Source organism: Microbulbifer bruguierae (genome assembly GCF_029869925.1).
In the GTDB taxonomy this organism is placed as follows: domain Bacteria; phylum Pseudomonadota; class Gammaproteobacteria; order Pseudomonadales; family Cellvibrionaceae; genus Microbulbifer; species Microbulbifer bruguierae.
In genome coordinates this window covers 1,573,818-1,598,303 of record NZ_CP118605.1, presented here as the reverse complement: position 1 = coordinate 1,598,303, position 24,486 = coordinate 1,573,818, and the positions used below count along the sequence as shown (strand labels likewise).

19 protein-coding genes and 1 riboswitch are annotated in these 24,486 nt (G+C 59.0%); of the genes, 11 read left to right on the top strand and 8 right to left on the bottom strand.

What is annotated here, in order from left to right:
- Nucleotides 1-60: 60 nt before the first annotated feature.
- The 6 genes from PVT68_RS06840 (at nt 61) to PVT68_RS06815 (ending at nt 8,686) form a co-directional block, all read left to right on the top strand.
- Complete coding sequence (locus tag PVT68_RS06840) at nt 61-1,515, top strand: glutamine synthetase family protein (protein WP_280321951.1); 1,455 nt, start codon at nt 61-63, stop codon at nt 1,513-1,515.
- A 111-nt stretch (nt 1,516-1,626) separates the two neighbouring features.
- On the top strand, nt 1,627-3,024 hold the full coding sequence (locus PVT68_RS06835) for an aldehyde dehydrogenase family protein (RefSeq protein ID WP_280321949.1): 1,398 nt from the start codon (nt 1,627-1,629) through the stop codon (nt 3,022-3,024).
- A 2-nt stretch (nt 3,025-3,026) separates the two neighbouring features.
- Nucleotides 3,027-4,196 carry an iron-containing alcohol dehydrogenase gene (locus PVT68_RS06830; protein ID WP_280321948.1) on the top strand — a complete coding sequence of 390 codons (1,170 nt, stop codon included), beginning with the start codon at nt 3,027-3,029 and terminating at the stop codon, nt 4,194-4,196.
- Between the two features lie 378 nt (nt 4,197-4,574).
- Nucleotides 4,575-5,702 carry an acyltransferase family protein gene (locus PVT68_RS06825; RefSeq protein ID WP_280321947.1) on the top strand — a complete coding sequence of 376 codons (1,128 nt, stop codon included), beginning with the start codon at nt 4,575-4,577 and terminating at the stop codon, nt 5,700-5,702.
- Nucleotides 5,703-5,713: 11 nt separating this feature from the next.
- Entirely contained in the window at nt 5,714-5,920 is a 207-nt protein-coding gene (locus tag PVT68_RS06820; protein WP_280321946.1) for a hypothetical protein, read from the top strand.
- A gap of 126 nt (nt 5,921-6,046) precedes the next feature.
- Nucleotides 6,047-8,686, top strand: coding sequence for an ExeM/NucH family extracellular endonuclease (locus tag PVT68_RS06815; RefSeq protein WP_280321945.1), 2,640 nt, complete (start codon nt 6,047-6,049; stop codon nt 8,684-8,686).
- Nucleotides 8,687-8,738: 52 nt separating this feature from the next.
- On the opposite strand, the gene PVT68_RS06810 is transcribed toward PVT68_RS06815, so the two are convergent.
- From PVT68_RS06810 to PVT68_RS06780, 7 genes are all read right to left on the bottom strand, one after another.
- On the bottom strand, nt 8,739-10,232 hold the full coding sequence (locus PVT68_RS06810; RefSeq protein WP_280321944.1) for a M20 family peptidase: 1,494 nt from the start codon (nt 10,230-10,232) through the stop codon (nt 8,739-8,741).
- Between the two features lie 104 nt (nt 10,233-10,336).
- Entirely contained in the window at nt 10,337-12,580 is a 2,244-nt protein-coding gene (locus PVT68_RS06805; protein ID WP_280321943.1) for a TonB-dependent receptor, read from the bottom strand.
- A gap of 172 nt (nt 12,581-12,752) precedes the next feature.
- The gene (locus PVT68_RS06800; protein WP_280321942.1) at nt 12,753-13,988 is read right to left on the bottom strand and encodes a helix-turn-helix domain-containing protein; all 1,236 of its coding nucleotides are present in this window, start codon (nt 13,986-13,988) and stop codon (nt 12,753-12,755) included.
- 43 nt (nt 13,989-14,031) lie between these two features.
- Nucleotides 14,032-14,904: a choline kinase family protein gene (locus PVT68_RS06795; protein ID WP_280321941.1), complete on the bottom strand. Its 873-nt coding sequence runs from the start codon at nt 14,902-14,904 to the stop codon at nt 14,032-14,034.
- On the bottom strand, nt 14,901-15,539 hold the full coding sequence (pnuC, locus tag PVT68_RS06790; protein WP_280321940.1) for a nicotinamide riboside transporter PnuC: 639 nt from the start codon (nt 15,537-15,539) through the stop codon (nt 14,901-14,903). Before pnuC ends, PVT68_RS06795 begins: the two co-directional genes overlap by 4 nt.
- Nucleotides 15,532-15,792: a YkoF family thiamine/hydroxymethylpyrimidine-binding protein gene (locus tag PVT68_RS06785; RefSeq protein ID WP_280321939.1), complete on the bottom strand. Its 261-nt coding sequence runs from the start codon at nt 15,790-15,792 to the stop codon at nt 15,532-15,534. Before PVT68_RS06785 ends, pnuC begins: the two co-directional genes overlap by 8 nt.
- Nucleotides 15,793-15,805: 13 nt before the next feature.
- Entirely contained in the window at nt 15,806-17,938 is a 2,133-nt protein-coding gene (locus PVT68_RS06780) for a TonB-dependent receptor (protein ID WP_280321938.1), read from the bottom strand.
- A gap of 67 nt (nt 17,939-18,005) precedes the next feature.
- Nucleotides 18,006-18,106: riboswitch (TPP riboswitch) on the bottom strand.
- Nucleotides 18,107-18,296: 190 nt separating this feature from the next.
- On the opposite strand from PVT68_RS06780, the gene PVT68_RS06775 reads away from it, so the two are divergent.
- The 5 genes from PVT68_RS06775 (at nt 18,297) to PVT68_RS06755 (ending at nt 22,143) form a co-directional block, all read left to right on the top strand.
- The gene (locus tag PVT68_RS06775; protein ID WP_407666130.1) at nt 18,297-19,295 is read left to right on the top strand and encodes an LLM class flavin-dependent oxidoreductase; all 999 of its coding nucleotides are present in this window, start codon (nt 18,297-18,299) and stop codon (nt 19,293-19,295) included.
- Nucleotides 19,288-19,686, top strand: coding sequence for a hypothetical protein (locus PVT68_RS06770; RefSeq protein ID WP_280321936.1), 399 nt, complete (start codon nt 19,288-19,290; stop codon nt 19,684-19,686). Before PVT68_RS06775 ends, PVT68_RS06770 begins: the two co-directional genes overlap by 8 nt.
- Nucleotides 19,687-19,701: 15 nt before the next feature.
- Complete coding sequence (locus tag PVT68_RS06765) at nt 19,702-20,661, top strand: aldo/keto reductase (protein WP_280321935.1); 960 nt, start codon at nt 19,702-19,704, stop codon at nt 20,659-20,661.
- Between the two features lie 10 nt (nt 20,662-20,671).
- Nucleotides 20,672-21,346 (top strand): DUF6064 family protein, encoded by a 675-nt coding sequence (locus PVT68_RS06760; protein ID WP_280321934.1) that lies wholly within the window; start codon nt 20,672-20,674, stop codon nt 21,344-21,346.
- 158 nt (nt 21,347-21,504) lie between these two features.
- Complete coding sequence (locus PVT68_RS06755) at nt 21,505-22,143, top strand: RpiB/LacA/LacB family sugar-phosphate isomerase (RefSeq protein WP_280321933.1); 639 nt, start codon at nt 21,505-21,507, stop codon at nt 22,141-22,143.
- A gap of 108 nt (nt 22,144-22,251) precedes the next feature.
- On the opposite strand, the gene PVT68_RS06750 is transcribed toward PVT68_RS06755, so the two are convergent.
- Nucleotides 22,252-24,354, bottom strand: coding sequence for an acyltransferase family protein (locus tag PVT68_RS06750; protein ID WP_280321932.1), 2,103 nt, complete (start codon nt 24,352-24,354; stop codon nt 22,252-22,254).
- Between the last annotated feature and the right edge of the window lie 132 nt (nt 24,355-24,486).

Sequence of the window (24,486 nt, the reverse complement as noted above, 5' to 3'; positions counted from 1 at the left end):
AGGCAAGATTCCGCCCGGCACTTGCGTGCGACGGGTTGGTCACAATAACGGAGCCCACACATGGACGAGTCCACCGAAGTGCCGCCGTCGTCGCCGGCGCCATTTTCTCCTTCTACGCCTGCATTGCCCTCAGCCGGTATTGCCATCAGTCCTCGCCAGGTAACGTCGGCAGCGGATGCCCGGCAAATCGTGGAAGCCCGCGGGCTCAGCCATGTGAAAGTGGGGTTGTTCGACAATGACGGCGTCATGCGCGGCAAATACATGAGCCGCGAGAAGTTTTTCTCCGCTCTCGACCACGGTTTTGCCTTTTGTGACGTGGTGCTGGGTTGGGACGTTCAGGATCAGCTGTACGACAACGCGCGCTATACCGGCTGGCATACCGGCTACCCGGATGCGCCGGTGCGCATTCTTCCGCAAAGCTGCCGGGAGCTGCCGTTTGAAGATGGCATGCTGCTGTTCCTGGCCGAGTTTTGCGGTGCTGCCGAAGAGGTCTGCCCACGGGCGTTGCTGCGACGGGTAATCGAGCGTTGTGAGCGGGCCGGCTTTGCCCCGTATGCGGCACTCGAGTATGAGTTCTTTCTGTTCGATGAAACCCCGGACTCCGCCCGCGCCAAAGGTTATCGGGATTTGAAGCCCTTCACCCCGGGGTGGTTTGGTTATTCGATGATCCGCAATTCGGTACATGCGGATATTTACCACGAGATTCTCGACCTGGCGCAGCGGATGGATTTCCCCATCGAAGGGCTACACACGGAAACCGGACCAGGGGTATTGGAAGCCGCGATTACCGTGGACCAGGCCGAGGCCGCGGCAGACAAGGCGGCCCTGTTCAAGACCTTTGTCAAAGTGCTCGCCCAGCGGCGGGGCCTGATGGCGACCTTTATGGCCAAGTGGTCGAACGAATATCCGGGCCAGAGCGGGCATATCCATTTGTCCCTGCGCAACAAGGCTGACAATAAATCCGCCTTTTACGCCGAAGATAAACCCCACGGTATGAGCGAGATCCAGCGTCATTTTCTGGCGGGACAGCAGCGGCTGATGCCAGAGTTGCTGAGTATGGTGGCGCCGACGGTGAACAGTTACCGGCGCATGATTCCGGGTTTCTGGGCGCCCACCGACGCGACCTGGGGGGTGGAAAATCGCACCGCTGCGCTGCGGGTAATTCCGGGCAGTGACAAGTCCCAGCGCCAGGAGTACCGCCTGGGCGCCGCCGATGCCAACCCCTATCTGGCTCTTGCCGTTGCACTGGGCTCAGGGATTTACGGAATCGAGCAGGGCTGGGAACCGGGCGCAATGGTCACTGGCAGCGCCTATGCCGGCGAACATCCGCCCGAACTGGCACTGCCGCGAACGCTGTGGGATGCGGCCCAGCGCCTGAAAAAATCTGAGGCGGCAAAGGACCTGTTTGGCGATGCCTTTGTCGAGCACTTTGCTGCAAGCCGCGAGTGGGAGGAGCGAGAGTTTCGCAAGCATATCGGCGACTGGGAATTGCAGCGTTATTTCGAAATCATCTGATCGCAAAAAAGTTCGAATACGGAAATTTATTGCTCCTCGTGTAATAAATATTGTTCCTAGGGCAGGCAGGCGCAGCGCTCCAGTGACACAGGCAGGATGCCACAAAAAATTATGCAAAAGCTTCAGTGTATTTCGCCGGTCGACGACCGTGTGTATGTCGAGCGCCCGCTGGCTACGGAATACGAAATCCAGAATGCCCTGAACAGTGCACAGGGTGCCCAGTTGAGTTGGAAACAGGTTCCTATTGGCGAGCGGGCAGCGCTGGTGCGTGCCGCGGTCAAACACCTGCAGCAGAAGAAGGCTGATCTCGCCCGGGAAATCTGCTGGCAGATGGGGAGGCCCATCGCGTTTGCCGGTGGAGAGATTGACGGCCTTGCCGAGCGCGCGCTGACTATGGCGGAACTGGCAGAGCTATCCGGTGGCCCGCTGAGTGATATTCCGCTGCCGGAAAAAGTGGGGTTCAAGCGGTTTATCCGCCGCGAGCCGCTGGGTACAGTATTTGTCATAGCGCCGTGGAATTACCCCTACCTCACGGCCATCAATGCGGTGGTGCCGGCGCTCCTGGCGGGCAACAGCGTATTGCTCAAGCATTCGACCCAGACCCCATTGTGCGCGGAGCGACTGACAGAAGCCTTCCGGGATGCCGGTTTGCCCGAGGGGGTTTTTCAGTATCTGCATCTGGATCACCGCGATGCAGAGCAGGTCATTATCAACGGCAGCGTGCAGCACATCGCTTTTACCGGGTCCGTCGCCGGCGGTGCGGCCATCGAAGCGGCAGCAGCGGGGCGCTTTGTCTCCCTCGGCCTGGAGCTGGGTGGCAAGGACCCGGCCTATGTGCGGGAAGATGCGGATCTGGAATATGCCGTGGCCTCCATCGTCGACGGTGCGTTTTTCAATTCTGGCCAGTCCTGTTGTGGTATCGAGCGGCTGTATGTGCACCACACCCTGTTCGATGAATTCGTGCAACGGGCAGTGGCCCTGATCCGCCAATACCGCCTGGGACCTCCGGACCACGAGGGTACAACCCTTGGCCCATTGGTGCGGGCCAGCGCCGCTGATTTTGTGCGCGACCAGATCGATGAAGCGGTGGCACAGGGTGCTCAACCTCATATTGATGGGGGCGAATTCGAACTGGACCGGCGCGGCAGCGCCTATATGGCCCCGCAGTTGCTCACCAACGTGAATCACAATATGCGTGTAATGAATGAAGAATCCTTCGGTCCGTTATTGGGCGCAATGTCGGTGGCGGACGACAAGGAAGCATTGGCACTGATGAACGACAGCGAATACGGACTCACTGCGGCAATCTACTCCGCTGACCCGGAGGCCGCACTGGCCCTGGGGGATAAATTGCAGACCGGCACAGTATTTTTAAACCGTTGTGATTATCTCGACCCGGCGCTGGCCTGGACCGGGATAAAAAAATCCGGTCGCGGCTGCACATTGTCCGGTGTTGGTTTCGAGCATCTGACCCGGCCAAAATCCTTTCATTTCAAACTCGTGCCCTGACCATGACGGACCAATCCTATTTCACTCACTGGAATTACCCCACGGCGATGCGCGTGGGAGCCGGCCGAATTTCCGAATTGCCGCAGCTGTGCCGGGAACTGGGGATGGCGACACCGCTGCTGGTGACAGATCCCGGTCTGGTATCGCTGCCGATGGTGCAGTCGATTGTCGAAGACTGCCTGGTGGCCGGTTTGCCGCTCGCAGTATTCAGCGAGATCAAGGGCAATCCCACCGGCGCGAATGTGCATGCCGGAGTCGCCGCGTTCAGGGTCCACGGTTGCGACGGGGTTATTGCACTGGGCGGTGGCTCCGCACTGGATGCGGGCAAGGCCATTGCACTGATGGTGGGGCAGACCCACCCCATCTGGGAGTTTGAAGATGTCGGCGACAACTACCTCAAAGTGAATACCCACGGAATGATGCCGGTTATTGCGATTCCCACCACCGCAGGTACCGGCTCGGAGGTGGGGCGCTCGTCAGTGATTACCGATGAACGTGCCAAATTGAAAAAAATTATTTTTCACCCACAGATGCTCCCGGAAATCGTATTGCTCGACCCGGAGCTTACCCTGGGGCTCCCCGCCCCAATCACTGCCGCCACCGGTATGGATGCGCTGTCGCACAACCTCGAGGCTTTCTGTGCGAAAAATTTTCATCCCATGGCGGAGGGAATTGCGCTTGAAGCTATGCGTCTGATCAATGTGTACCTGCCTCGCGCGGTGACGGACGGCTCGGACCTGGAGGCGCGTATGCAGATGCTGGTGGCTTCCAGCATGGGTGCCACTGCATTTCAACGCGGGCTTGGTGCGATGCACGCGCTGGCCCATCCGCTCGGCGCCCGTTACGACAAACACCACGGTCTGCTGAATGCGGTTCTGATGCCCTATGTACTGACCGCGAACCGGGCTGCTATCGAAGAGCCCATGAGTCGGCTATCGCGCTATCTGGCGTTGCCTGCCTCGGGCTTCAGCGGCGTATTGGAATGGGTGCTGTTGCTGCGCCGGGAGTTGGGTATTCCCCACTCACTGGCGGAAATTGGTATTGGCGAAGAGGATGCTGATCAGGTTGCGCAGATGGCTGCGGCAGATCCGTCTGCAACGAGTAACCCGCTACCGCTTTCTGCTGAAGACTACTGGTCAATTTTCCTGGCCGCCTGTCGTGGGACCCTGTGACTTGGAAGGTTTACGCGGAGCTCTCTGAAGTGACGCGGGCGCTGATACCGAGCGGGGGATCGAAGTTGCCGAAGTTTTCTGAAATTTGTTGGCGTTCGAGGCACTAATTTGTTTCAGTGACTTTTGACGGTATTCTGACAGTAAGGCCCGATTTCCCTTCCTGAACCGTAAAGGCGCATCCCTTAAGGCTTCTCCACCGTGACGGGATTATGATTGTGTAGTATTTCGTGCCATATTCGGTGGATCTGTTCTCCGTAACCGCCTGTTCCATTGGCCGCATGCGCCATTAATTTAATAACATAGCGTGTAATAGGGTCGAGAGCGACGGCCTGAAATTTGCAACGGACTTTTTATATTCTGCAGCCAAAGGGGGTGGGCATGGACCGTCGACTATATCATTTGGATTTTCTCAGGGCGTTCGCGCTGTTTGTTGGCGTGTTTTATCGTTCGGCTCACGCCGATGCAGGTGCGGGTGATTATGACTTTGTTCGGGATGCTTCCGGTGCATTTCGGATGGCCTGTTTTTTTCTGATATCAGGATACTTTTCAGTGGCCGTAATCGAGCGTAAGGGGACTTTGCCTTTTCTGAAAGGACGGTTGGTAATGCTGACAGTTCCCGCACTGGTATGCGTAATTCTGTTGGCTCCTTTTACGGCGGAATGGATGGCGACTTATTACAGTGAGGCGGATTCCAGCAAGGATTTCAAAATGTTCTGGATGTATCACGCCTGGTTCCTGTTTTCACTGTTGGCGTATACATTGGTCTTGAACTATACCGTGCATGTTTCGAAAGTGTCCGTTGCCTGGCTCTCGCGGTTCATGCCTGAAAATGCCGCTCGGATAGTCCTTTTTTCGACAGTTGTTTTTGTGTGTGCCCTCTCATACAAAGTTCTGTTGCCGAGCTTTATGTGGGAAATACCTTATATTCATGTGATCGGTTTGTTTGTTTTGATTTCTGTTCAGCACTTCCCATATTTTCTTTTGGGGGTGTTTATGTTCCTTTGGCAGGATGTCTATGAAAGGTTCAATAGTGGGTACATTCGCTGGGGGCTGGTGGCGCTGGTGTGTATTGGTGGGTCCGTGGCGCTGAGTCTGCTGACTGATTATTATCAGGGCCGCGGAGTCGAACTGCATTTTCTCGAGTTTTTTGCCACGATTTACGAGTATCTGCTGGCTATCCTGTTATCCATTTTCTTCTGCGCTTTCGGCGCGCGTTTCCTGGATAAAGATTTCTGGATTGTCAGGGCAATGGCCCAGTCAGCCTACACCGTATATGTTGTCCATTTTATTATCGTGGCTTTCCTGTTGTTTGCCCTGCAAAAGATCGGTATACCAATGGATGCTCGTATGCTGCTGTCTGCAGTCGGTGCCTGCTTGGGAGGGATGTTGTTCCATTTCGTCGTGGTGAAAAGGTTTAAAATCGCTTCACTGCTGTTTAATGGCAAGCTGAACTATGGTGCTGGAGCTGCTGGCAGTCCCGTAACTGCGGGTTCTACCAAGGTGTAAGGAATAGGGTGTTGCAACTGCGCACCCACCTTGGAGCTCCCCATAGCCTGGCCGACATTGGCATCGACGTTGCACCGGCAGAGAAATTCGGAGAAAAGTTTGCAGGGATGTTCGCAGAGAAGGCGGCAGTGGACCCATATGCAGGCGGCAATCTGGTCCTGTTTTTTTCGGGGGAATACCGCGAGCTGTTTGCTCGTGCCTGGAGTGGGGAAATCTGACCCGCGAATGCAACATTTCTTTCCCGTATTGTTCATTCAGCTGTAACGGCATTTTATTCATCCTGATGCACTCTGCTGAGTACGTTTTTTGCATCGTATTCTGATCAGGTTACAAGGAAGAAAATAATGCCAAATAAATCATGGGAGTCTCTGTCGCTTTTTTGTTTGTCCGCTTTATTCAGTGTCGCCAGCAACGCTCAGCTGGTGTTTTCTGAATATATCGAAGGCAGCGGTAACAATAAGGCACTGGAAATTTACAATGCGTCTAATGCCACGGTTGATCTCGATGGCTATTCCATTCAGGTTTTTTTCAATGGCGCCACATCCGCTGGCGCGAATATCACGTTGAGCGGCAATCTTGCAGCGGGAGGCATTTTTATCCTCGGCCACTCCAGCGCCGGTGATGAAATTCTCGCGGTGTCCGATCAACTTTACGGTGGCGGACTTTTCAATGGTGATGACGCTGTGGCTTTGGTTGGCCCAGCCGGTTTCGAAGATGTTATTGGCCAGATCGGCGTCGACCCCGGCAGTCTGTGGGGGGATAGTAGCCTGGGGACTCAGAATCAGACCCTGATACGCGATACCAGTATCGCCAGCGGGCGATCCGATGGCAGTAGTGTGTTTGATCCCGCAGTGGAGTGGACCAGTCTGGGTCTGGACGATTTCAGCAACCTGGGCGTGCACAATGGCAGTGTTGCGGGAGGAGATGACGACGACGGTGACGAAGGCGATACTCCGGGAACAGTGGCTGGCGTCTGTGGTGATCCGGCGACCCTGATCAGCAGTATTCAGGGCAGTGGCGGCGCCAGCCCCGAGGTGGGGAATTACCACCCGGTGGAAGCGATTGTGGTGGCGAGCTTTCAGAATCAAGACAGTGGTCTGGCCGGCTTTTTCCTGCAGGAGGAAGATACGGATCAGGACGGCAATGAGGCAACCTCCGAAGGCCTGTTCGTCTACGACAACGGTTTCGGTGTTGCGGTAGCCGTCGGCGATCATGTGCGAGTGGGCGGCGTGGTGAAGGAGTATTTCGACTTGACCGAGCTGGCCGATGTGGACTCGGTCAGCGTGTGCGGTACTGGAAACGCGGTGTCCCCGGCAGAGCTTGCACTGCCGTTCGCCAGCGCGGAAGCCCCTGAAAGTGTCGAGGGTATGCTGGTGCATTTTGGCGGCGTCCTGACCGTGAATGGCACCCAGAATCTGGGGCGTTACGGGGAAGTGGTTCTGGCCAATGGTCGCCGCTATGTCCCTACACATAGTAATGCGCCCGGTGCTGCGGCTCTGGCGCAGCAGGTACAGAACGGGTTGAATCAGTTATTACTAGATGACGCCTCTTCGATACAGAATCCGGAAATCATTCCCTATCCCGCGCCGGCACTCGCGGCCGATAGCAGCCTGCGCGTCGGAAACACGGTGGCAGATCTGCGCGGTGTGATCGGCTACGGCTTTGGTGCCTACCGTATTTATCCGGTGGTCACTCCGGAATTTGTGGATACCAATCCTCGTACATCAGCACCGGTATTGCCCGGCGCCGGCAGCCTGCGGGTTGCGAGTTTCAATGTGCTGAATTATTTCAATGGCGACGGGCTGGGCGGAGGTTTTCCCACCAGCCGCGGTGCCGATAGCGCAGAAGAGTTTGTCCGCCAGCGCCAGAAAATCATCGCGGCAATTCGCGCAAGCGGTGCCGATATCATCGGCCTGATGGAAATTGAAAACGACGGCTATGGAGAGGACAGCGCAATTGCGGATTTGGTGAGCGGACTGAATGCGGCGCAGGGCAGTAGCGTCTATGGCTATGTCGATCCGGGCCTTGCAACACTGGGGGGAGACCAGATCGCGGTGGGGCTGGTTTATCGCACGGATACAGTACAGCTGTCCGGTGATCCAACGGTTCTGGAAACCTATCCTTTTGACGAGGCCACCAGTCTCAACCGCCCGCCACTGAGGCAGGCATTCACCGAAATTGCCACGGGCGAGTCTTTGTCGGTAGTGGTCAACCACTTCAAGTCCAAGGGCAGCTGCCCCAACGACGGCAGCCTGAATGACGACCAGGACGATGGACAGGGCTGCTGGAACCAGGTCCGTACCCATGCGGCGAATGCCCTGGCGGCCTGGCTGAACGCTGACCCGGGTGCTAGTGGGCGGGTGCTGGTACTCGGAGACCTCAACAGTTATGCACAGGAAAACCCGATCACTACCCTGGCAGAGTTCGGTTTCACAGATTTACTGGCAAATTTCATGGGCGGCAACGCACACTCCTACGTATACAGCGGTGAATCCGGTTATCTGGATTACGCTCTTGCAAACACCGCGCTGCTACCCCTGGTGACCGGTGTCAGCGACTGGCATATCAACGCCGATGAACCACCGGTGCTCGATTACAACACCGAGTTCAAAAGTGAACAGCAGATACAGTCGCTCTATGGCGCGGGTCCCTATCGCGCATCGGATCATGATCCGATGATCGTCGAGCTGGACCTCACGGCAGGCAACCTGCCTCCGTTGGCGGGGTTTGTCAGTCGAGCGCGGGGGCCGTGGGTAATATTAAGGGATACCAGTAGCGACGAGGACGGTGAGCTGGTTTCCTGGCGTTGGGATTTCGGCGATGGCGTAGTCAGTAGCGAGCGCAACCCCCGACACCGTTACCGGAAGTTGGGCCGCTATAGCGTTACCCTGACGGTGACCGACAATCACGGCGCCGTTGCCGACATCACCCGGGAGGTGACAGTGGGACCCCCGAAACCAGCGCAGGCACGGCATCCGCGCTAAAAGCTAATATCGAAATTGCGGATGCCGTTGTATACGTTTATCGCGGCTATTATTACGGCTCTGAATTCGCATTGCGGATCAGAGCCTGATAGAAACCTGTCGCCTTCACCATATTGTCGATACTGATTCGCTCGTTGGTGCCGTGGAATCCATGCACGTCTTCGCGGGTGACCAGCATCGGGTTGAAGCGGTAGTTGTTATCGGCAACCTCCTCGTAGCGGCGGCTGTCGGTACCGGCGATGGTCAGTCCTGGAGCGGTAATCACCGGGCCGAACACTGCACGGCTGGTCTCTGCCAGCAGGTGGAAACCGGGAGCCTCATTACTGGATACCCGGGAGGCGGAAGTCCCGGTGCGCATCACCACGTCGATACGCTCGTCGTCGATGACCGTTTCCACATGCTGCAGCACATCATCGATGCTGTCCCGCGGGTGTAGGCGGAAGTTCACCGTGGCGGTGGCCGTGATGGGTAGCACGTTTTCCTTCACGCTGGCGGAGAGCATGGTCGGTGCGGTGGTGGTACGCAGCATGGCGGCGGTACTGCCCTGCTTTTCCATTACTGCTTCGATACCGCTGCCGAACAGCCACTGGTTGGCGAACATCAGGCGTTTTTCAAACGGCATATGGCGCGCGGTGGCATCGAACAACTTTTGGCTCAATCCCTCGAGGCCACCGGGCAGGGGATTCCGGTTCAGCCGCACCAGAGCTTGCGCGAGAATGTCCACCGCGGTTTCTGGCGGCGGCATGGAGGAGTGACCGCCCTGGCTCCGCGCCACCAGGTCTACGGTGAGATACCCTTTTTCTGCCACATTGATACTGGCAACCGGGGCATCCACACCGGGAATAAATCCGTGCAGCAGGAAGGAGCCTTCGTCCAGACTCCAGTCCAGCTGTACCCCTTCGCTTTGCAGCTTTTCCACCACCGCGGCGGTGCCGTGGTCGCCCCCGGTTTCCTCATCGCTGGTGAGGCTGATATAGACGGTGCGCTCGGGCTGGTAGCCCTGCTGGAGCAGGCCGGTGGCCGCTTCCATCAGGGCAATCGCTGCACTCTTGTCATCCAGTGCGCCGCGTCCCCAGATATGGGTGTCGTCCACGCTCCCCGCGTAGGGAGGATGTTGCCATTCGGCTTCCGTTCCCGGAATTACCGGCACCACATCGTAGTGCGCGGAGAGCAGAATCGCGGGCAATTGCGCATTTTTTCCCGGCCAGGTGAACAGCAGTGAAAATGCCTGCCCGTCCTGCTTGCCCAGCCTCTGCGGGGGCATCGCGCTGTGGACTTGCGGGTAGGTCGCCGCCAGCCAGTCGATAAAATTGTGGAATTCCCGCTGGGTTTCACTCTGCTCCAGTTGTGAGGAGATGGTGCGGAACTGGATCGCCTCGGACAGGTGCATGGCAATGGTGCTGGCGTCGAGGTCGAGGGGTTCTGGCTCGCTCTCTGCTACCGTCGGCGCGGTAAAACTGAGTGTGCGGATTACGATCACGGAGGCGAGTAGCAGCACCGCCAGACCGGCGCCGGCAAGGCATCGGTTAAGTATTTTGGTTTGCATGGTCAAAGTCTTGCATCGTTGTGTGACGGGCCCGGCGGTAGCGCCGCGCGGGCCCGAATGGACATTGCTTTTGGAATGGTGTCAAACGTGCGCGACGGAATACCTCAGAAACGGTATTCCAGTTCGATCCCGGCGGTGCGCTCCAGTCCATAAAAATGGCCCAGGGTGCCGAGGAAGTCACGGCTGGTGTCCACCAGATATTCCTCATCGGTGAGGTTGTGCACAAACAGCGCGGCATTCCAGGTGTCGGCCTGGCTTTCCAGTCCAACCCGCGCATTTACCAGATGGTAGGCGTCCACCTGGCCGAACTGCACGGTATCGCCGGTGGCCAGGGTACGCTCGGTTTCATTATCCGCACTGTTGTACATACTGCCGCGGTAAATGTAATCCAGGCGCAGCAACAGGTCGGCGTTGATACTGTCGATCGGCAGATAGTACTGGCCGCTCAGATTGAACGAGGTCTCCGGTGCGTTAGGCAGTTTGTTGCCGGACAAGTCACTGCCGTTGGCGTCCGCGTTGGGGTAGCTGGCAAATTCCGCATTCAGCAAGCCCAGAGAGGTATTGATGGTTAAGTTTTCGCTGGCAAGCCAGGTGACTTCCGCTTCCAGGCCGGAGGTTTCCACTTCTGCGGCATTGCGAATGGAAATGGATGTGGCGCCGTCACCCAGGTCCACAAACTGGTTTACCTGGTAGTTTTCGAACACCGAATGGAATAGCGCCAGATTGTAGCTGAGCTGGCGGGACAGCGCGGTGCCCTTGAGGCCTATCTCAAATGCGTCGACTGTTTCCTTGTCGAAGTCGATGCCCGCGGCGAGGTCACCGGCGGCGACAAAGTCGAGGTTGAATCCGCCGCTTTTGAAGCCGCCGCTGTATTTCGCGTAGGTGTTTACGTCTTCGCCCAGGGCGTAATTGATACTGACGGTCGGGGACACGTGGGTGTCGGTACGCTTGTCATTTACGGCACCGGTAGCGATCTGGAACAGGGGCGCGCCACGGCCGTCGATGGCCCAGTCCACGTCCTTCTGCTCTTCGGAATAGCGCAGGCCAAAGCCCAGCTTCCAGTCTTCGTTCAGCTGGTAGGAGCCGTTGACATAGGCCGCGATGCTGCTGGTGTCCACCACCCCGGTGGTGGACACCGGGCTGTCCGCATCGATCAGGCCGGGGAAGCCGTATTGTGCCTCCAGCAGGTTTTCAAATACTTCCGACGAGGTCACCAGGCGATAGCTGTCGGCCTCCTGCTGGTACAGGTAGAGGCCCGCCACATAGTTGAAGTCGTCCGCGCCCGGCGACACCAGCTGGAATTCCTGGGTCAGCTGGTCGTAGCTGTCGGTATAGTCGATTTCCACCAGTGGATAGGGAGAGTAGTCCGTGTCGTTGTTGTAGGTCATCTCCGTGGTGCGGGATGCGGTGATGGAGCGCAGGGTGAAGTCATTTGCCAGATTCCAATCCATGGTCAGCGCAGCGCCGCGGATCTCCCGCTCCTCAAACGGGTCCACATCCATCGCCACCTCGTATTTTTCCGGCGCGGCGGTGTCCGGCGCGCTGCCGAAGGTGTCGGTCACAGCTTCACCGGTAGAGGACAGGCGATCGCTCTGCATGCCGTCCACGGCCAGGATTGCATTGAAGGCGCCGCCGGCGTCGTACATCAGCTGGGCGCGGTAGGCGCTGCCGTCCTGTTCGTTAAGCAGGTGGTTGGTGGTGAGGTTTTTGATGTAGCCGTCGCGCTGCTGGCGGTTGACGGAAACCTTGCTGAACAGGCTGTCGGACAGTGGCGCGTTGATGGTGGCAGACAACTGGCGGGAGTTCATGCTGCCGTACTCGGCGCTGACACTGCCGGAGAATTCATCCGTGGGCTTCTGGGAGATCAGGTTGATGGCGCCGGCGACGGTATTTTTGCCGAACAGGGTGCCCTGGGGGCCGCGCAGCACTTCGATACGTTCCAGATCCACCAGGTCCTGGTTGATCGCCGGGGACTGCCCCAGATAGACACCATCCAGATAAACCCCCACGCGGGTATCGAAGCCGATATTGCGGCTGTTGGAGCCTACACCGCGCATGCTTACCGAAGTGGTGAAATCGGTGCCAGAGCTGATATGTAGGTTGGGTACGAACTGGGCAACTTCAGTCACCTGGCGAACACCGGTCTGCTTGATCGCTTCCGCCCCCACATTGGTGATGGCAATGGGGACCTCGGTGATGCGTTCGGCGCGCTTCTGCGCGGTGACCGTGACTTCTTCCAGTTCCGCGGCGAACGCGACGGGGGCCGCCTGGGCGGTAATCGCTGCCGTTACGGCGGCGGCCAGGGCGTGGGGCAGAGATAAGTTTCTGGCAGGGCGGCGGGCAGTCATGGGGTTCTCCTGACGAATTTATTGTTTTGGTGCCCGGGCATTGTTCTGTGCGGGGGCTCGCGAGGGTTATAGCGGATCTGTGCCAGTGCGGCGTCCGGCCTCGCAAAGTCGGAGAGATTCGTTTGCTGAAAAAATCCGAACTTGCGAATCCGGATTTATTTTTCATTTAAAATCAGATGGTTACGGATTTCTGTTGGCGGCTGCGGTAGCGGCTGGGAGACTCTCCAAGGCGCTTTTTGAACTGCGAAAAAAAGGTGGAATTGGAATTGAATCCGGCCTGCAGGCCGATATCGGTGACCGACAGATGGGTGTTCGACGGGTCGGTCAACAGCTGCGCGGCCTCTTCCACCCGGTACTGGTTGATAAAGTCGTAAAACGACTGGCCGGCAATGCCGTTGATGGTTTCCGACAGGTGGTGCGGCGGAACCTGCAGTAACTCTGCCAGCTGCGCGATCTTCAAGCCGGGTTCCAGGTAAGGCTTTCGCTGTTGCATGGTGACCTGCAGCTGCCGCCACAGGGCTTCTGCGGAACTCTCGCTCAGGTTGCGCACAGCGGACTTTCTGTTGGCTGGTATCGAATCAGCCGGGGGGGTCGCTACGCTGTTCCCCGACTCGGACTCTTCTTCTTCTTTTTCTTCTTCCTGTTCGACAGGGCGTTCCGCTGACAGCCGGATATTGCGCTGGCGCAGGCCGAACCCGCCGAGCAGTACACTGATGATCAGCGGTAACAGCGCCTGCAGCAGTCCGGGGGTCAATTCCCGGGTGGGGGCCTGCCAGCTGTAGATCTCCAGGAGGATACAGACTGCGGTGATTACCAGACAGGTATGGCTCAGCACCCACAGCCAGCTCAGGTTCACGGGCTCGATAGTGGAATAGCTCTCCATCACCCGGCGCTGGTAGGGCCGCAACAGGCGCAGTACCCAGATGGAGTAGGCGATTGACGAAATCATCGCCGCTGCCCGGTGTATAAAGCGCGCGCGGATGGTCTCGCTGGTGGTGCACACCGCTTCGCCGATACAGGGTGCGTTCAGCAGGCCGTCGCTCGCCAACTGCAGTTGCCACAGCAGTGCCGAGGCCAGAGCCGGCAGCAGGTGCCACAGGTGCTGTCGTTGCCAGCGGAACTCCGGTTCCGTCAACAGACGGCAATAGAAGTACAGCAGAGGGCCGAAAAGCAGTTGCAGGGCAAACAGGGCAAAGAAGGCTGCCGACGGCGACGCCACTTCGGTGTGCGGTACATACGCCAGCGCCAACAGGCTGCTGGTCGCCAGCAGCGCGCCGAGGCAGCGGTTTGCGCGGCGGTTGCCCCAGGGGGCCATGAACAGCGGCAGAGCCAGAGTGAAACCGGTGGTGCCGCCGAACAGAATAACGAGGCTGGAGAAGTGAAGGGTGATCTCTTGGGTCAGGAACATGGGCGGGGATACTTCTGATGACCTGGCTAAAAGAGGTGCTAGCTTACTCAAAAGCCGCAAGCAGGTCAGTGATTTCTGCGCTCAGAGCCGTTCCCCCCATGGATAGGTTGGCGGATTCGGGGGCGGATTTGGAGGCCTGCACCGCATACCAGAGTGCCGACAGATAGCGGTACATCCGTTGCCAGTGGGCCAGCTTGTGCCGGTCGGCCTCCTCGACAGGGCGCTGCAGGTAAGCCGCAAGCAGACCCTGCTGCTGTTGCTGATTCAGCCGATACCCCTGTGCCACCGTCGCCAGGTCAAAAAACGGCTCGCCGAGCGCGGCGTACTCCCAGTCGATGGCGCGGAGCTGGCCGGCGTTATCCACAATGAGGTTTTCCGGCAACAGGTCGTTATGACACAGTCGATAGGTTTGCGGGTTGCTGGTGCGCCGGAGTAGTGACTCCATCCGCGCATGCAGTTTCGACAGTGCCGGGAAGAACCGGGCGGACCTGTCGATGGACTGCCAGTAGCGGTTCGCCTTGTCTGCGATATCCAGTCGGGCGGAAATTGGCGGCAACTGATGAATCTGCCGCAGCAACTGCGCGACTTGGGCAAGGGCCTCGGACTGGTTCAGATCCATCGGTACACCGTCGACAAAGCGGGTCAGCAGGTAACGGTGATCCGGGTCGATATATACCAGCGGTGCGCACAGGTGGCGGGCACTGGCAAGACGCAGGGCGTCCGCCTCTGCGGCTCGGTCGAGATCCAGTGCGCGGGAGTTGCCCGCGTTGATACGCAGCACCAGCTTGTCACCACCGGCCTGCAGCAGAAAACTGCGGTTGGTCAGCCCGCCGCTGAGCGGGCGAATCAGTTGCGGCTGGCTGTCGCTCCATCGCCGCCATTCGTCGGCGAGAAGTTTTTCCACTTCCGCACTCATGCGGCGACCGCTTGCCCGGGTTCAACCTGCTGTTGCCGGTACAGGGCGTACCACTGGAAAAAGCCGATCACCACCAGAATCACGTAGAGCACAAACAGCAGTGCCGTCAGGTACAGCTCGCGGTCGATGTACAGATAAATTGCGGCGCCATCGATCACTATCCAGTAAAGCCAGTTTTCCAGCACCTTGCGGGTGACCATATAGGTGGTCACCACCGCGCCCCAGGTGGTGAAGGAATCCAGATAGGGCAGCGCGGCACTGGTGTAGTTATCCAGCACATATCCGAATATCAGGGTAAGTACACCGACAGCGACAAAGGCGCAGAGGTGAGCGGCACCGGACCAGCGGTGGATGTGCAGTGTTTCGCCATCACCTTTTCGACTACGCCACTGCCACCAGCCGTACACCGCGATCAGCAGATAGAAAATCTGCAATGCCGACTCCATCACCAGGCTCACATCCCAGAACAGGAACAGGTAAATAGCGGTGCTGGCGAAGGCCGCGTACCAGCACAGGATATTTTCCCGCATCGCCAGCAGCAGGTAGGCCAGCGCCAGCACCACGGCGGCCACTTCCCACAGGGTCATGGCCGCATACGCGTTGGCGAGTGCTTCGCGAATTTCCGGACTAAGCATCGGCAGCGGGACTCAGATCGCCATCGATAAACTTGCACACGAATATCGCGCGCCCAAACTGCTCGTGGCTTTTGCGCATCTCCGCTTTCAGTGTGTCCATCACCAGGTCGTAGTCACCGAAAACCTGGGTGCTCATGGTGTTGGTGATGACCTGCAGTTGCGGGTGCGTGTTCAGGCGCTGGATAAATTCCTTGATCGCCGGAATGTACTCGTCTTTTAACGGGTACATGCTGATTTCGACGGAGAGCTTCATAGGGAACTCCTGATTAAAAGGTATAGCTGGCGGAGACTCCGGCAATTCTAGGCTCGCCCAGCTGGTAGTACGCCTCCGGCGCATAGCCGTTGGCGGGATTGTTACCGAACTGGTTGCTGAAATAGAACCCGCGGGTGTAGACCACCTCGTTGGTGAGGTTTCTGCCCCACAGGGAAACATCCCAGCGGTCACCGCGGTAGGTCAGGCGCGCGTTGACCAGCTCGTAGGCGGTGGACTTTTCGTTGTGGCTGTTGGAAAAGTAGAAGTCGTCCTTGCCTTCCAGTTCCATGCGCGCCGTCAGGTTGTCCGTCAGTGCGTATTCGGCACCGGTGAAGTACTGGAAATTGGGCGCGTGGGCCAGGTCGCGGCCGCTGAGGTCAACCGGTGACGTTTCGCCGGTGTTGTCATCGCGGCCATCGACATGGGTGCTGCTGACAAAGTCTTCGAATTCGGCATTCAGCCAGCCGAAGGTGGCGAACAGTTGCAGCGCGTCGCTGGCCTGGAAGTTAATTTCCGCTTCGATACCGGTGCTGTGACCGCCGGCGGCATTCGCCAGATAATCGTCGAAGGAAAAGTCCTCCGGATCGAAAATGGACTGCTTGGCCTGCACGTCGCTGCGGTCCTGATAAAACGCGGCGACCTGAGCCTGCAGGCGGCTGTCCAGCCAGTTACCTTTTAACCCGAGTTCGTAGTTCAGCATGCTTTCGGTATTGAACAGGAAGGTGTCACTGCCAATGTCTGGGTTACTTTCCGAGGCGGAAATAATATGACCGTTAACGCCGCCCGCCTTGTAGCCGCGCGAAAGAGTGCCGTACAGCATGATGTTGTCGCTTGCGCTGAACTGCAGGGTGATGTTGCCGCCCCATAGGTCTTCGCTGGTATCGCTGGTAACGGCGAGCGAGTCGCTGTAATCCGCGTGGCGTTGCTCCAGACGCAGGCCGGTAATCAGTTCAAAACGCGTGCCAAGGGCGGTATTCAGCTGCCCATAAATGGCCGCATTGTCAGTATCGAACTGGCTGGCAAAGCTGGCATTGCGCTCCAGTGTTTCTTCCTCGGTGCGCAGATAAACCCCGGCCACCCAGCCGGTGCTGCCGCCGAACAGCCGGCTCTCTTCGGTGGAGACCAGTCGCAGGTCCACACTCAGGTTGTCACGGTCGCGCAGGTAATTATCGGTAGAGCTGTATTCCCAGGGGTGGAAGCCCACGTAGGTCCAGTCTTCGTCGTAACCGTATTCGGTGTCGGAGCTGGCGGCGCTCACTACGGATTTGAGGGTAAACAGGTTGTTGCCAGTCCAGAGTCCGCTCACCGCGCCCGCGATGGTTTCCTGGCGGTCCCAGCCCGGCTGGTCGGACAGGGTGTTGCGGGAGTTGTCCAGGGTGAAGGCGTCGTAACCGTTGTCCGCGTCCAGATAGTACAGGGTGAAGTCCAGCTGCAGGTCGTCGCTCGCCTGATAGCGGAGTTTGCCGCGGGCCACGGTCTCGTCGATATTGTTGGTGTCCTTACGGCCGAGATAGCGGTTGTGCACATAGCCGTCGGACTGCTGCTTCTGCACCGCGAAGCGGTAGCCCAGTTGCTCGGACAGCGGGCCGCTGGTAACGGCGGACAGGGTGTGGGAGCCGTACTGGGCGGCCTCCGCGGCTACTCGCGCATAGTTCTCCGTGGTGGGCGCATTACTGGTCATGCTGATCAGCCCCGCCAGCGCATTGGCGCCGTACACCGTGCCCTGGGGGCCGCGCAGGATCTCCACCTGTGCCATATCCAGGGTGCTGGCGGCAAGACCGAGGCCGGTGAAGTCGATGCCATCGACAATCAGCCCCACGGAGGGATTCACCGGGTCGATAAACTGGCTGCGCTCGCCGATACCGCGGATCTGCACAAAGCGGCCGCGGGAGGCGCCGCTGGAGAAGTTCACATTCGGCGCCAGATTCAGCAGCTGCTCGAGATTGGTCGCACCGCGGGCTTCGATGGCCACGCTGTCCAGCACGCTTACACTGGTGGGGGTGTCGAGTTGCGCTTGCTCGCGCAGCTGGCTGGTGACCACCACTTCTTCCAGTGCAGCGGGCTCCGCCATGGCGATGGACGCGCCGGCCGTGGCGATGAGGCCGATACAGCGGGCGAGGGTGTTTATTCTGGGGTGTGACTTCATGGCTCTCTCTCTTCATCCGATAGGAAAGAGACCCGGTGTGCGACGTGAAAAGGGGGGAGTGTGAGAACCCACACTGGGTACCTATTCCTACGCCGGTATTAACCGGATCAGGTTCAAGGGTTCGCTGTGCAACAGCATCTCAGGCGTACGCCACCCCTTAGGTTTGCGGGCGCGATGGTAGCAGAAGCTCACAGTGGCGAGAACCTCTGGGACCTGCGCAGTTCCCGCGAATGGGCTATCGCGCTACCTTTGTCATCGCGAGCCTGTTTTGGGCTGTTATTTTTACTTTGTTTGAGCGCCGGCCAGGAAGTTTGTGATCCGGCTTGCGAGCTCGGCAACCGTTTCCCTGAGGATGTTTATGCGAAACTTTTCCCTGCTCGACCTTTCACTGATTACGGATCGGGGCGACGCGCGCCAGGCGTTGATGGACTCCCTGGATCTGGCCCGGCATGCCGAGACCTGGGGATACCACCGTTTCTGGATGGCGGAACATCACAACATGATCGGCGTGGCCAGTGCCGCCACGTCCGTGGCACTGGGGTATATCGCCGCCGGTACGGAAAAAATCCGGGTTGCGGCCGGTGGGGTGATGCTTCCGAACCACGCGCCGCTGGTGATTGCCGAGCAGTTCGGCACACTGGCGGCGCTATATCCGGACCGGGTCGACCTCGGGCTGGGACGCGCTCCGGGTACCGACGGCGCCACCATGACCGCCCTGCGGCGGGATCCGCTGCACGCGGCGGACCATTTTGCGGATGATGTGCAGGAGCTACTGCATTACTTCGCCCCGGAAAAACCCGGGCAGCGGGTGCGCGCGGTGCCGGGGGTGGGTTCAAAGGTGCCGGTGTGGCTGCTCGGTTCCAGTCTCTACAGTGCCCAGCTGGCGGCGGCGCTGGGGTTGCCGTTTGCCTTCGCTTCCCATTTTGCACCGGCGATGTTGGATCAGGCCCTGTATCTTTATCGTCAGAAATTCCAGCCCTCGGCATTTCTCGAGGCACCCTATGCGGCGGCAGCCATCAACGTATTCGCGGCGGATTCAGACGAACAAGCGCGGCGATTGATGACTTCCATTGAACAGCAGTTTGTGGCGCTGCGTCGCGGTACGCCGGGAAAGCTGCAACCGCCGCTGGATGATCCGGAGTCTGTGGCATCGCCATCGGAGCGTTTGCAAGTGGCGCAGGCACTGGCGGAAACCGCCGTGGGCACGCCGGCATCGGTGGCGGCGTGGATCGACCGCTTTCTGGCTCGTACCAGAGTGGAGGAATTGATCGTGACCGGGCCAATCTACGATCACGCCGCGCGACTGCACTCCTTCGAGCTGGCGGCAGCGGTGCTGCGGGAGCGTTTGGGTGGTTGAGCGCAGTCACTGGCTGCAGTTTCTCGCTCACTGCCTGTTCTTCCTGGCGGCCTGGACGCTGTTTATCAAGTACCTGTTTCCGATCGGCTTCGCCCTGGCTACCGGCGAACCGTGGAACAGCCATGTTTACTGGGATCTGTGGCCGCTGGCCCATGTGTGGTTGGGCTGGGCACTGCTGGCGCAGCCGGGGTATACCCGCAGGCTGGCGATTGTCATGTCGGTGATCGAGATCGCCATTATCGTCAGTAAATTTGTCGTGTTCCTCGGGGACCCGGAATGGACCCTGTGGCGGGGCAACTGGTTCGTCAACAAGGTGTTCGTGCTGGTGTGTTTTATCTTGATACTGGTGACCGCGCTGGTGAAACCGGGCCTGTTCAGGTCCACGGACTGAAACAGGGATTCACTCATGCAAGATCAACCTACCCGCAGGAAGTTTCTCAAACTGCTTAAGGCCGGAGTCATCACCGCCTGGGGGTTACCGTTGCTTTCGGCCCTGCCGGTGTCGGCGCAACAGGGGAGCTTGCAAAAGGGCGACTTGCTCACCAAGCCGATTCCCGCCAGCGACGAGCCGCTGCCGGTGATCGGCATGGGCACCTGGCGCACCTTCAATGTGGGGAATGACCCGCAGCTGCTGGAGGCGCGCACCCAGGTGGTGAGAGCATTTTTTGCCCACGGTGGAGGCCTGATCGATTCATCGCCCATGTACGGATCGGCGCCGGATACGCTCGGCTATGCGCTGAAGCAGCTGGGCACACCGAAATCCCTGTTTTCCGCGGAAAAAGTCTGGAGTCCTGCCGGTGGCACGGCCCGCGAGCAGATCGCCGGTCTCGCGGAGCGCTGGGGACTGTCGAAGTTTGACCTGGTGCAGGTACACAACCTGGAGGACTGGCGCGAACATCTGCCGGTACTGCGGGAGTTGAAGGCCGCCGGTAGCATTCGCTATCTGGGAATTACCACCTCCCACGGCCGGCGCCATGACGCGTTCGAGCAAATCCTGGCCAGCGAGACGCTGGATTTTGCCCAGCTCACCTACAACATCACCCACCGGGAGGTGGAGGCGCGACTGTTGCCACTGGCGCGGGAAAAAGGCGTTGCGGTGATCGCCAACCGCCCCTACGACGGCGGCAACCTGATCAAAGGGCTCAAGCGCAGAGAGGCGGTGCCGGAGTGGGCGCAAAAGGAACTCGCCTGCCGGACCTGGGCAGACTATCTGCTGAAATTTATCGTCAGCCATCCGGCGCTGAACTGTGCCATCCCGGCCACTTCGCAAGTGGCGCATATGAACGAAAATATGCAGGCCGGCACCGGTCCGCTACCGGACGCTGCGGGGCGACAGCGCATGGCTGCGTATATCCAGTCTTTGTGAGGGACGTACTGTGAGCGATTGGGCCAGCTACCAGATTCAGGACTTCATTCCTTTTACCGCCGATGTGTATTTTCGACTGCTCGCGCAGCTGGGGGAAAGTTTCTGGCCGCTGCAACTGTTGACCCTCAGTACCGGCGTTACTGCACTGGTGATGGCACTGACGGGCCACTACCGGGTTGCCCTGGCTCTGCTTGCACCGCTCTGGGTACTGGTGGGTTTGGCTTTTTTCGGTGAACGCTACACCAGGCTCAACTGGGCGGGGGGGTATTTCTGTTGGGCCTGGCTGCTACAGGGCGCGCTGTTGGCGTTGCTGGCGGCCAGCGGCCGTGGGCTGGCGCGGCCCCGCTCCCTGCTGGACCCCGCTACCCAGTCCGGGCTGCTGATTAGCTTGTGCGGATTGGTCGGTTTTCCCCTGTTGGCACCAGTGATTGGTCACAGCTGGCGTCAGGCGGAGGTCTTCGGTCTGCATCCTGATCCCACTGCGGCGGTTACTGTCGGTGTTCTGCTGCTGGCGGTGCGGGGCCCTTTGCTCTGGGTAGTGGCCGTGATACCGGTGCTGTGGCTGGTGGTTTCCGGTGTTACGCTCAAGGTGCTTGATTCCCCCTGGTTCCCGCTGTTATTTGTACTGGCGGTGGCCGCATTTGCGGGCCTGATCTCAGGCTTTCGCGCTTCTTCCAGCCGCTGACCCATCAAACCTGCCTGACCGGTTTTTATTAATCGGCCAAACACATATAATCCGCGGACTGAAAATCCACCGCATCGGTCGTGATTTGTTCGGATAGTGAACGGGCCGGTGCCGACACATATTCCAGCGCTGCCCGCGAGGGCCAAGGGGAGAGAGCCATGAAAATTGCATTGATGAATGAATTCAGCCAGGCGTCCAAAAATGCCGTCGTGCTGAAGGAGCTGCAGGACGTTGCCGGCGAACTCGGGCATACCGTTTACAACACCGGTATGAGCGATGACAACGATCACCGCCTCACCTATATCCACCTGGGTATCATGGGCAGCCTGCTGCTGAACGCCAAGGCCGTAGACTTCGTGGTTAGTGGCTGTGGCACCGGTCAGGGCGCATTGATGTCCCTGAATGCCTACCCGGGCGTCGCCTGTGGTTACTGCATTGATCCGGCAGACGCCTATCTGTTTGCCCAGATCAACAACGGCAACGCACTGTCCATTCCTTTCGCCAAGGGCTTCGGCTGGGGCGCGGAGCTGAACATCCGTTATATGTTCGAGAAAGCGTTCACTGGTGTGAAAGGTCAGGGTTATCCGCCAGAGCGCAAGGAGTCCCAGGTGGCCAACGCCGGCATCCTGAACCACATCAAGGAAGCCACTGCGAAGAATTATCTGGACGGCCTCAAGGCGATCGATCCGGAACTGGTGAAAACCGCTGTGGGTGGTGAGCGCTTCCAGGCCTGTTTCTTTGAAAACAGCCAGGATCAGGCTCTGACCGACTTCGTGCGCGCCGCACTGGATTCCTGAGCTGCTATTTACGCCGCCTGGCAGGAATGAAAGCCACTTCGGACCCAGGTCCTGAGTGGCTTTTTTTTGTCCAGGGTTTGCCCCGGGATTGAGGCTGAGCGTTACCGATCAGCCCCGGGGTGGTGGGCCGGTGGGTTTGTCAGTCTCAGACAGGATAAGGCGATTGTTCAGCTGTTTTATGGGGGGAGCCTGGTCCGCCAGAACGGGCAGCAACTGGCGTGCGGCGAACGCCGTCAGGTGGTCGTCGTCGCGGTACAGCAGCTGGCTGTTGATGGCGATGCGGCAGTTATCGTCGCACATCAGCCGCCGCGGATTGACGGTGTGGGCGCCGTGGCGCTCGGCGATCAACTCGATGATTTCATCCGCCTGTCGTTGTCGGGCCTCGACCCGGCTTGCCGCCGGTCCCTCGCTGACGGCAGTTTCGGTAAACGCTGCTTTGGCAAGGTCCGCGGGGACCGAGTGGCCGATTTCTGGCACCCCTTTTATCAATACAACCTCTCGCCCGGTTGCGCGGATGGCGGCAACGGTCTGGTCCAGTCGGTGCGCCACAAGTGCGGCCCGGTGAGTGTCCGTCGCCTGGGCGGCCCATGCCGGTATCGGAGCGGTAAAGCTTTTTACCGATGCCAGCTGCATACCCTCGCCACCTTCCGGGCGGGTTTTCTCGACCGCCAGGGCCCAGCGTGCAGCCAGTACCACAACCGGCAAATCTTCCCGCGACTGCAGTAATGCCAGCACCTGATCGTTGAACTGGTCACAGCGGTGGGACGCGGACTTGTCCTGCCGGCGCAGGCCCAACAGTGGGGGGCAGCCAGACTTGAGTGCCGCCATTCCGGTGTACTTATGGGTTTCCAGCAGGTGATCAAATCCAGGTAGCCAGGCTGCGGCATGGGAATCGCCCCACAGGAACAGGCTGCTGGACTGTTGGCTTCCGTCCGGAAAACTACCGATGCTGCACAGCTCTGTCGCCGGTGTTCTCTTCATGCAGCGTTCCTGACGGTCGATACCGGTAAAGGCCTGCTGGTAGACCGCAAGATGGGCCTCGGGCAGGCGGCCAGGAAAGCCGTCGAAGGCCTTGATCGCACTACCGGTGGCAAGAAATAGTATCGCGCCAAATGCCGAAAGTCGTACCAGTACCAGCTTCGATACCCGGGCATTGCTCCCACCGCGAAACGGCTGTTCGATAAATTTCCAGCTGATCCAGGCGAGCACCAGGGAAATGGCTACGGCAATCAGCGCACCGGCAGTCGCAAGGTGGCTGCTGCCCTGCAGCAGGCGCGCGCCAACCAGCACCGGCCAGTGCCATAGATAAAGAGAGTAGGAAATCAGCCCGATACCCACGGGTATCCGGCTGCCGAGTAACTGCGATACCCGGTTGTTCGATACGCTGCCGGACCAGATCAGCGCAATGGCGCCGGTCACCGGCAGCAGCGCCGCGGCGCCGGGGAATGGCGTCTGCGGACCGTACAATATGACCCCGAAAATAATCATCAGCAGACCGGTAACGCTGATGCATTCTGCCACCGCACGCCGGCGCACCCCGGGCAGCACACCCATGGCGAGTAGCGCGCCGGCACCCAGTTCCCACACTCGCGCGGGGGTCAGGAAATAGGCGGCGGTGGGATCCGCCCGGGTTTGCCAGATTGAAAACAGGAGAGATACTCCGGTCACCATGGCGACGCCGCTAACCGTGGATGTCTTTGACCGGCGGGCGAGAAGCCACAGCAGCAGCGGAAATACCAGATAGAACTGTTCTTCCACCGACAGTGACCAGGTGTGCAGCAGGGGCTCCCACTCGGCGTCGGTACCGAAATAATCCTCGGTGCTGCGGGCAAACCAGGCGTTGGAGAGAAACAGGATGGTGGCCATGACCGAGCGGCCGAGAGCCCCCAGGGCTTCCGGCGGCATCAATAACCAACCCATGACGACACAGGCCAGCATCATCGCGAACAGGGCGGGGAGAATACGACGTGCGCGGCGCTCGTAGAACCGGGCCACAGAAAAATCGTCGGCGGAGATTTCCCGCAGCAGGATTCCGGTGATCAGAAAACCGGAAATAACAAAAAAAACATCGACCCCGATAAAACCACCGGAAAAGCCCGGAAAACCGGCGTGACCCAGTACTACTGGCATTACCGCCAGAGCCCGCAGGCCGTCGATATCAGGGCGGTAACCCTCTCTCCCGCGAACTTCTACTACCTTCAACTCGGACAACCTGCCAACTCAACGCCGAAAATACGAAAACCAACCGGCCTCTGCAGGCACGGACTGAATGGCGCGAGATTATAACAGCGCAAAGACAGAATGACGTGCGTCAGTTCGAGGATTGAATGGTGGGGGAAGGGG

What these genes read in the sequence shown, in the direction of transcription:
- PVT68_RS06840 (WP_280321951.1), top strand. Translation starts at nt 61, where the DNA reads ATGGACGAGTCCACCGAAGTGCCGCCGTCGTCGCCGGCGCCATTTTCT.
- PVT68_RS06835 (WP_280321949.1), top strand. Translation starts at nt 1,627, where the DNA reads ATGCAAAAGCTTCAGTGTATTTCGCCGGTCGACGACCGTGTGTATGTC.
- PVT68_RS06830 (WP_280321948.1), top strand. Translation starts at nt 3,027, where the DNA reads ATGACGGACCAATCCTATTTCACTCACTGGAATTACCCCACGGCGATG.
- PVT68_RS06825 (WP_280321947.1), top strand. Translation starts at nt 4,575, where the DNA reads ATGGACCGTCGACTATATCATTTGGATTTTCTCAGGGCGTTCGCGCTG.
- PVT68_RS06815 (WP_280321945.1), top strand. Translation starts at nt 6,047, where the DNA reads ATGCCAAATAAATCATGGGAGTCTCTGTCGCTTTTTTGTTTGTCCGCT.
- PVT68_RS06810 (WP_280321944.1), bottom strand. Translation starts at nt 10,232, where the DNA reads ATGCAAACCAAAATACTTAACCGATGCCTTGCCGGCGCCGGTCTGGCG.
- PVT68_RS06805 (WP_280321943.1), bottom strand. Translation starts at nt 12,580, where the DNA reads ATGACTGCCCGCCGCCCTGCCAGAAACTTATCTCTGCCCCACGCCCTG.
- PVT68_RS06800 (WP_280321942.1), bottom strand. Translation starts at nt 13,988, where the DNA reads ATGTTCCTGACCCAAGAGATCACCCTTCACTTCTCCAGCCTCGTTATT.
- PVT68_RS06795 (WP_280321941.1), bottom strand. Translation starts at nt 14,904, where the DNA reads ATGAGTGCGGAAGTGGAAAAACTTCTCGCCGACGAATGGCGGCGATGG.
- pnuC (WP_280321940.1), bottom strand. Translation starts at nt 15,539, where the DNA reads ATGCTTAGTCCGGAAATTCGCGAAGCACTCGCCAACGCGTATGCGGCC.
- PVT68_RS06785 (WP_280321939.1), bottom strand. Translation starts at nt 15,792, where the DNA reads ATGAAGCTCTCCGTCGAAATCAGCATGTACCCGTTAAAAGACGAGTAC.
- PVT68_RS06780 (WP_280321938.1), bottom strand. Translation starts at nt 17,938, where the DNA reads ATGAAGTCACACCCCAGAATAAACACCCTCGCCCGCTGTATCGGCCTC.
- PVT68_RS06775 (WP_407666130.1), top strand. Translation starts at nt 18,297, where the DNA reads ATGCGAAACTTTTCCCTGCTCGACCTTTCACTGATTACGGATCGGGGC.
- PVT68_RS06765 (WP_280321935.1), top strand. Translation starts at nt 19,702, where the DNA reads ATGCAAGATCAACCTACCCGCAGGAAGTTTCTCAAACTGCTTAAGGCC.
- PVT68_RS06755 (WP_280321933.1), top strand. Translation starts at nt 21,505, where the DNA reads ATGAAAATTGCATTGATGAATGAATTCAGCCAGGCGTCCAAAAATGCC.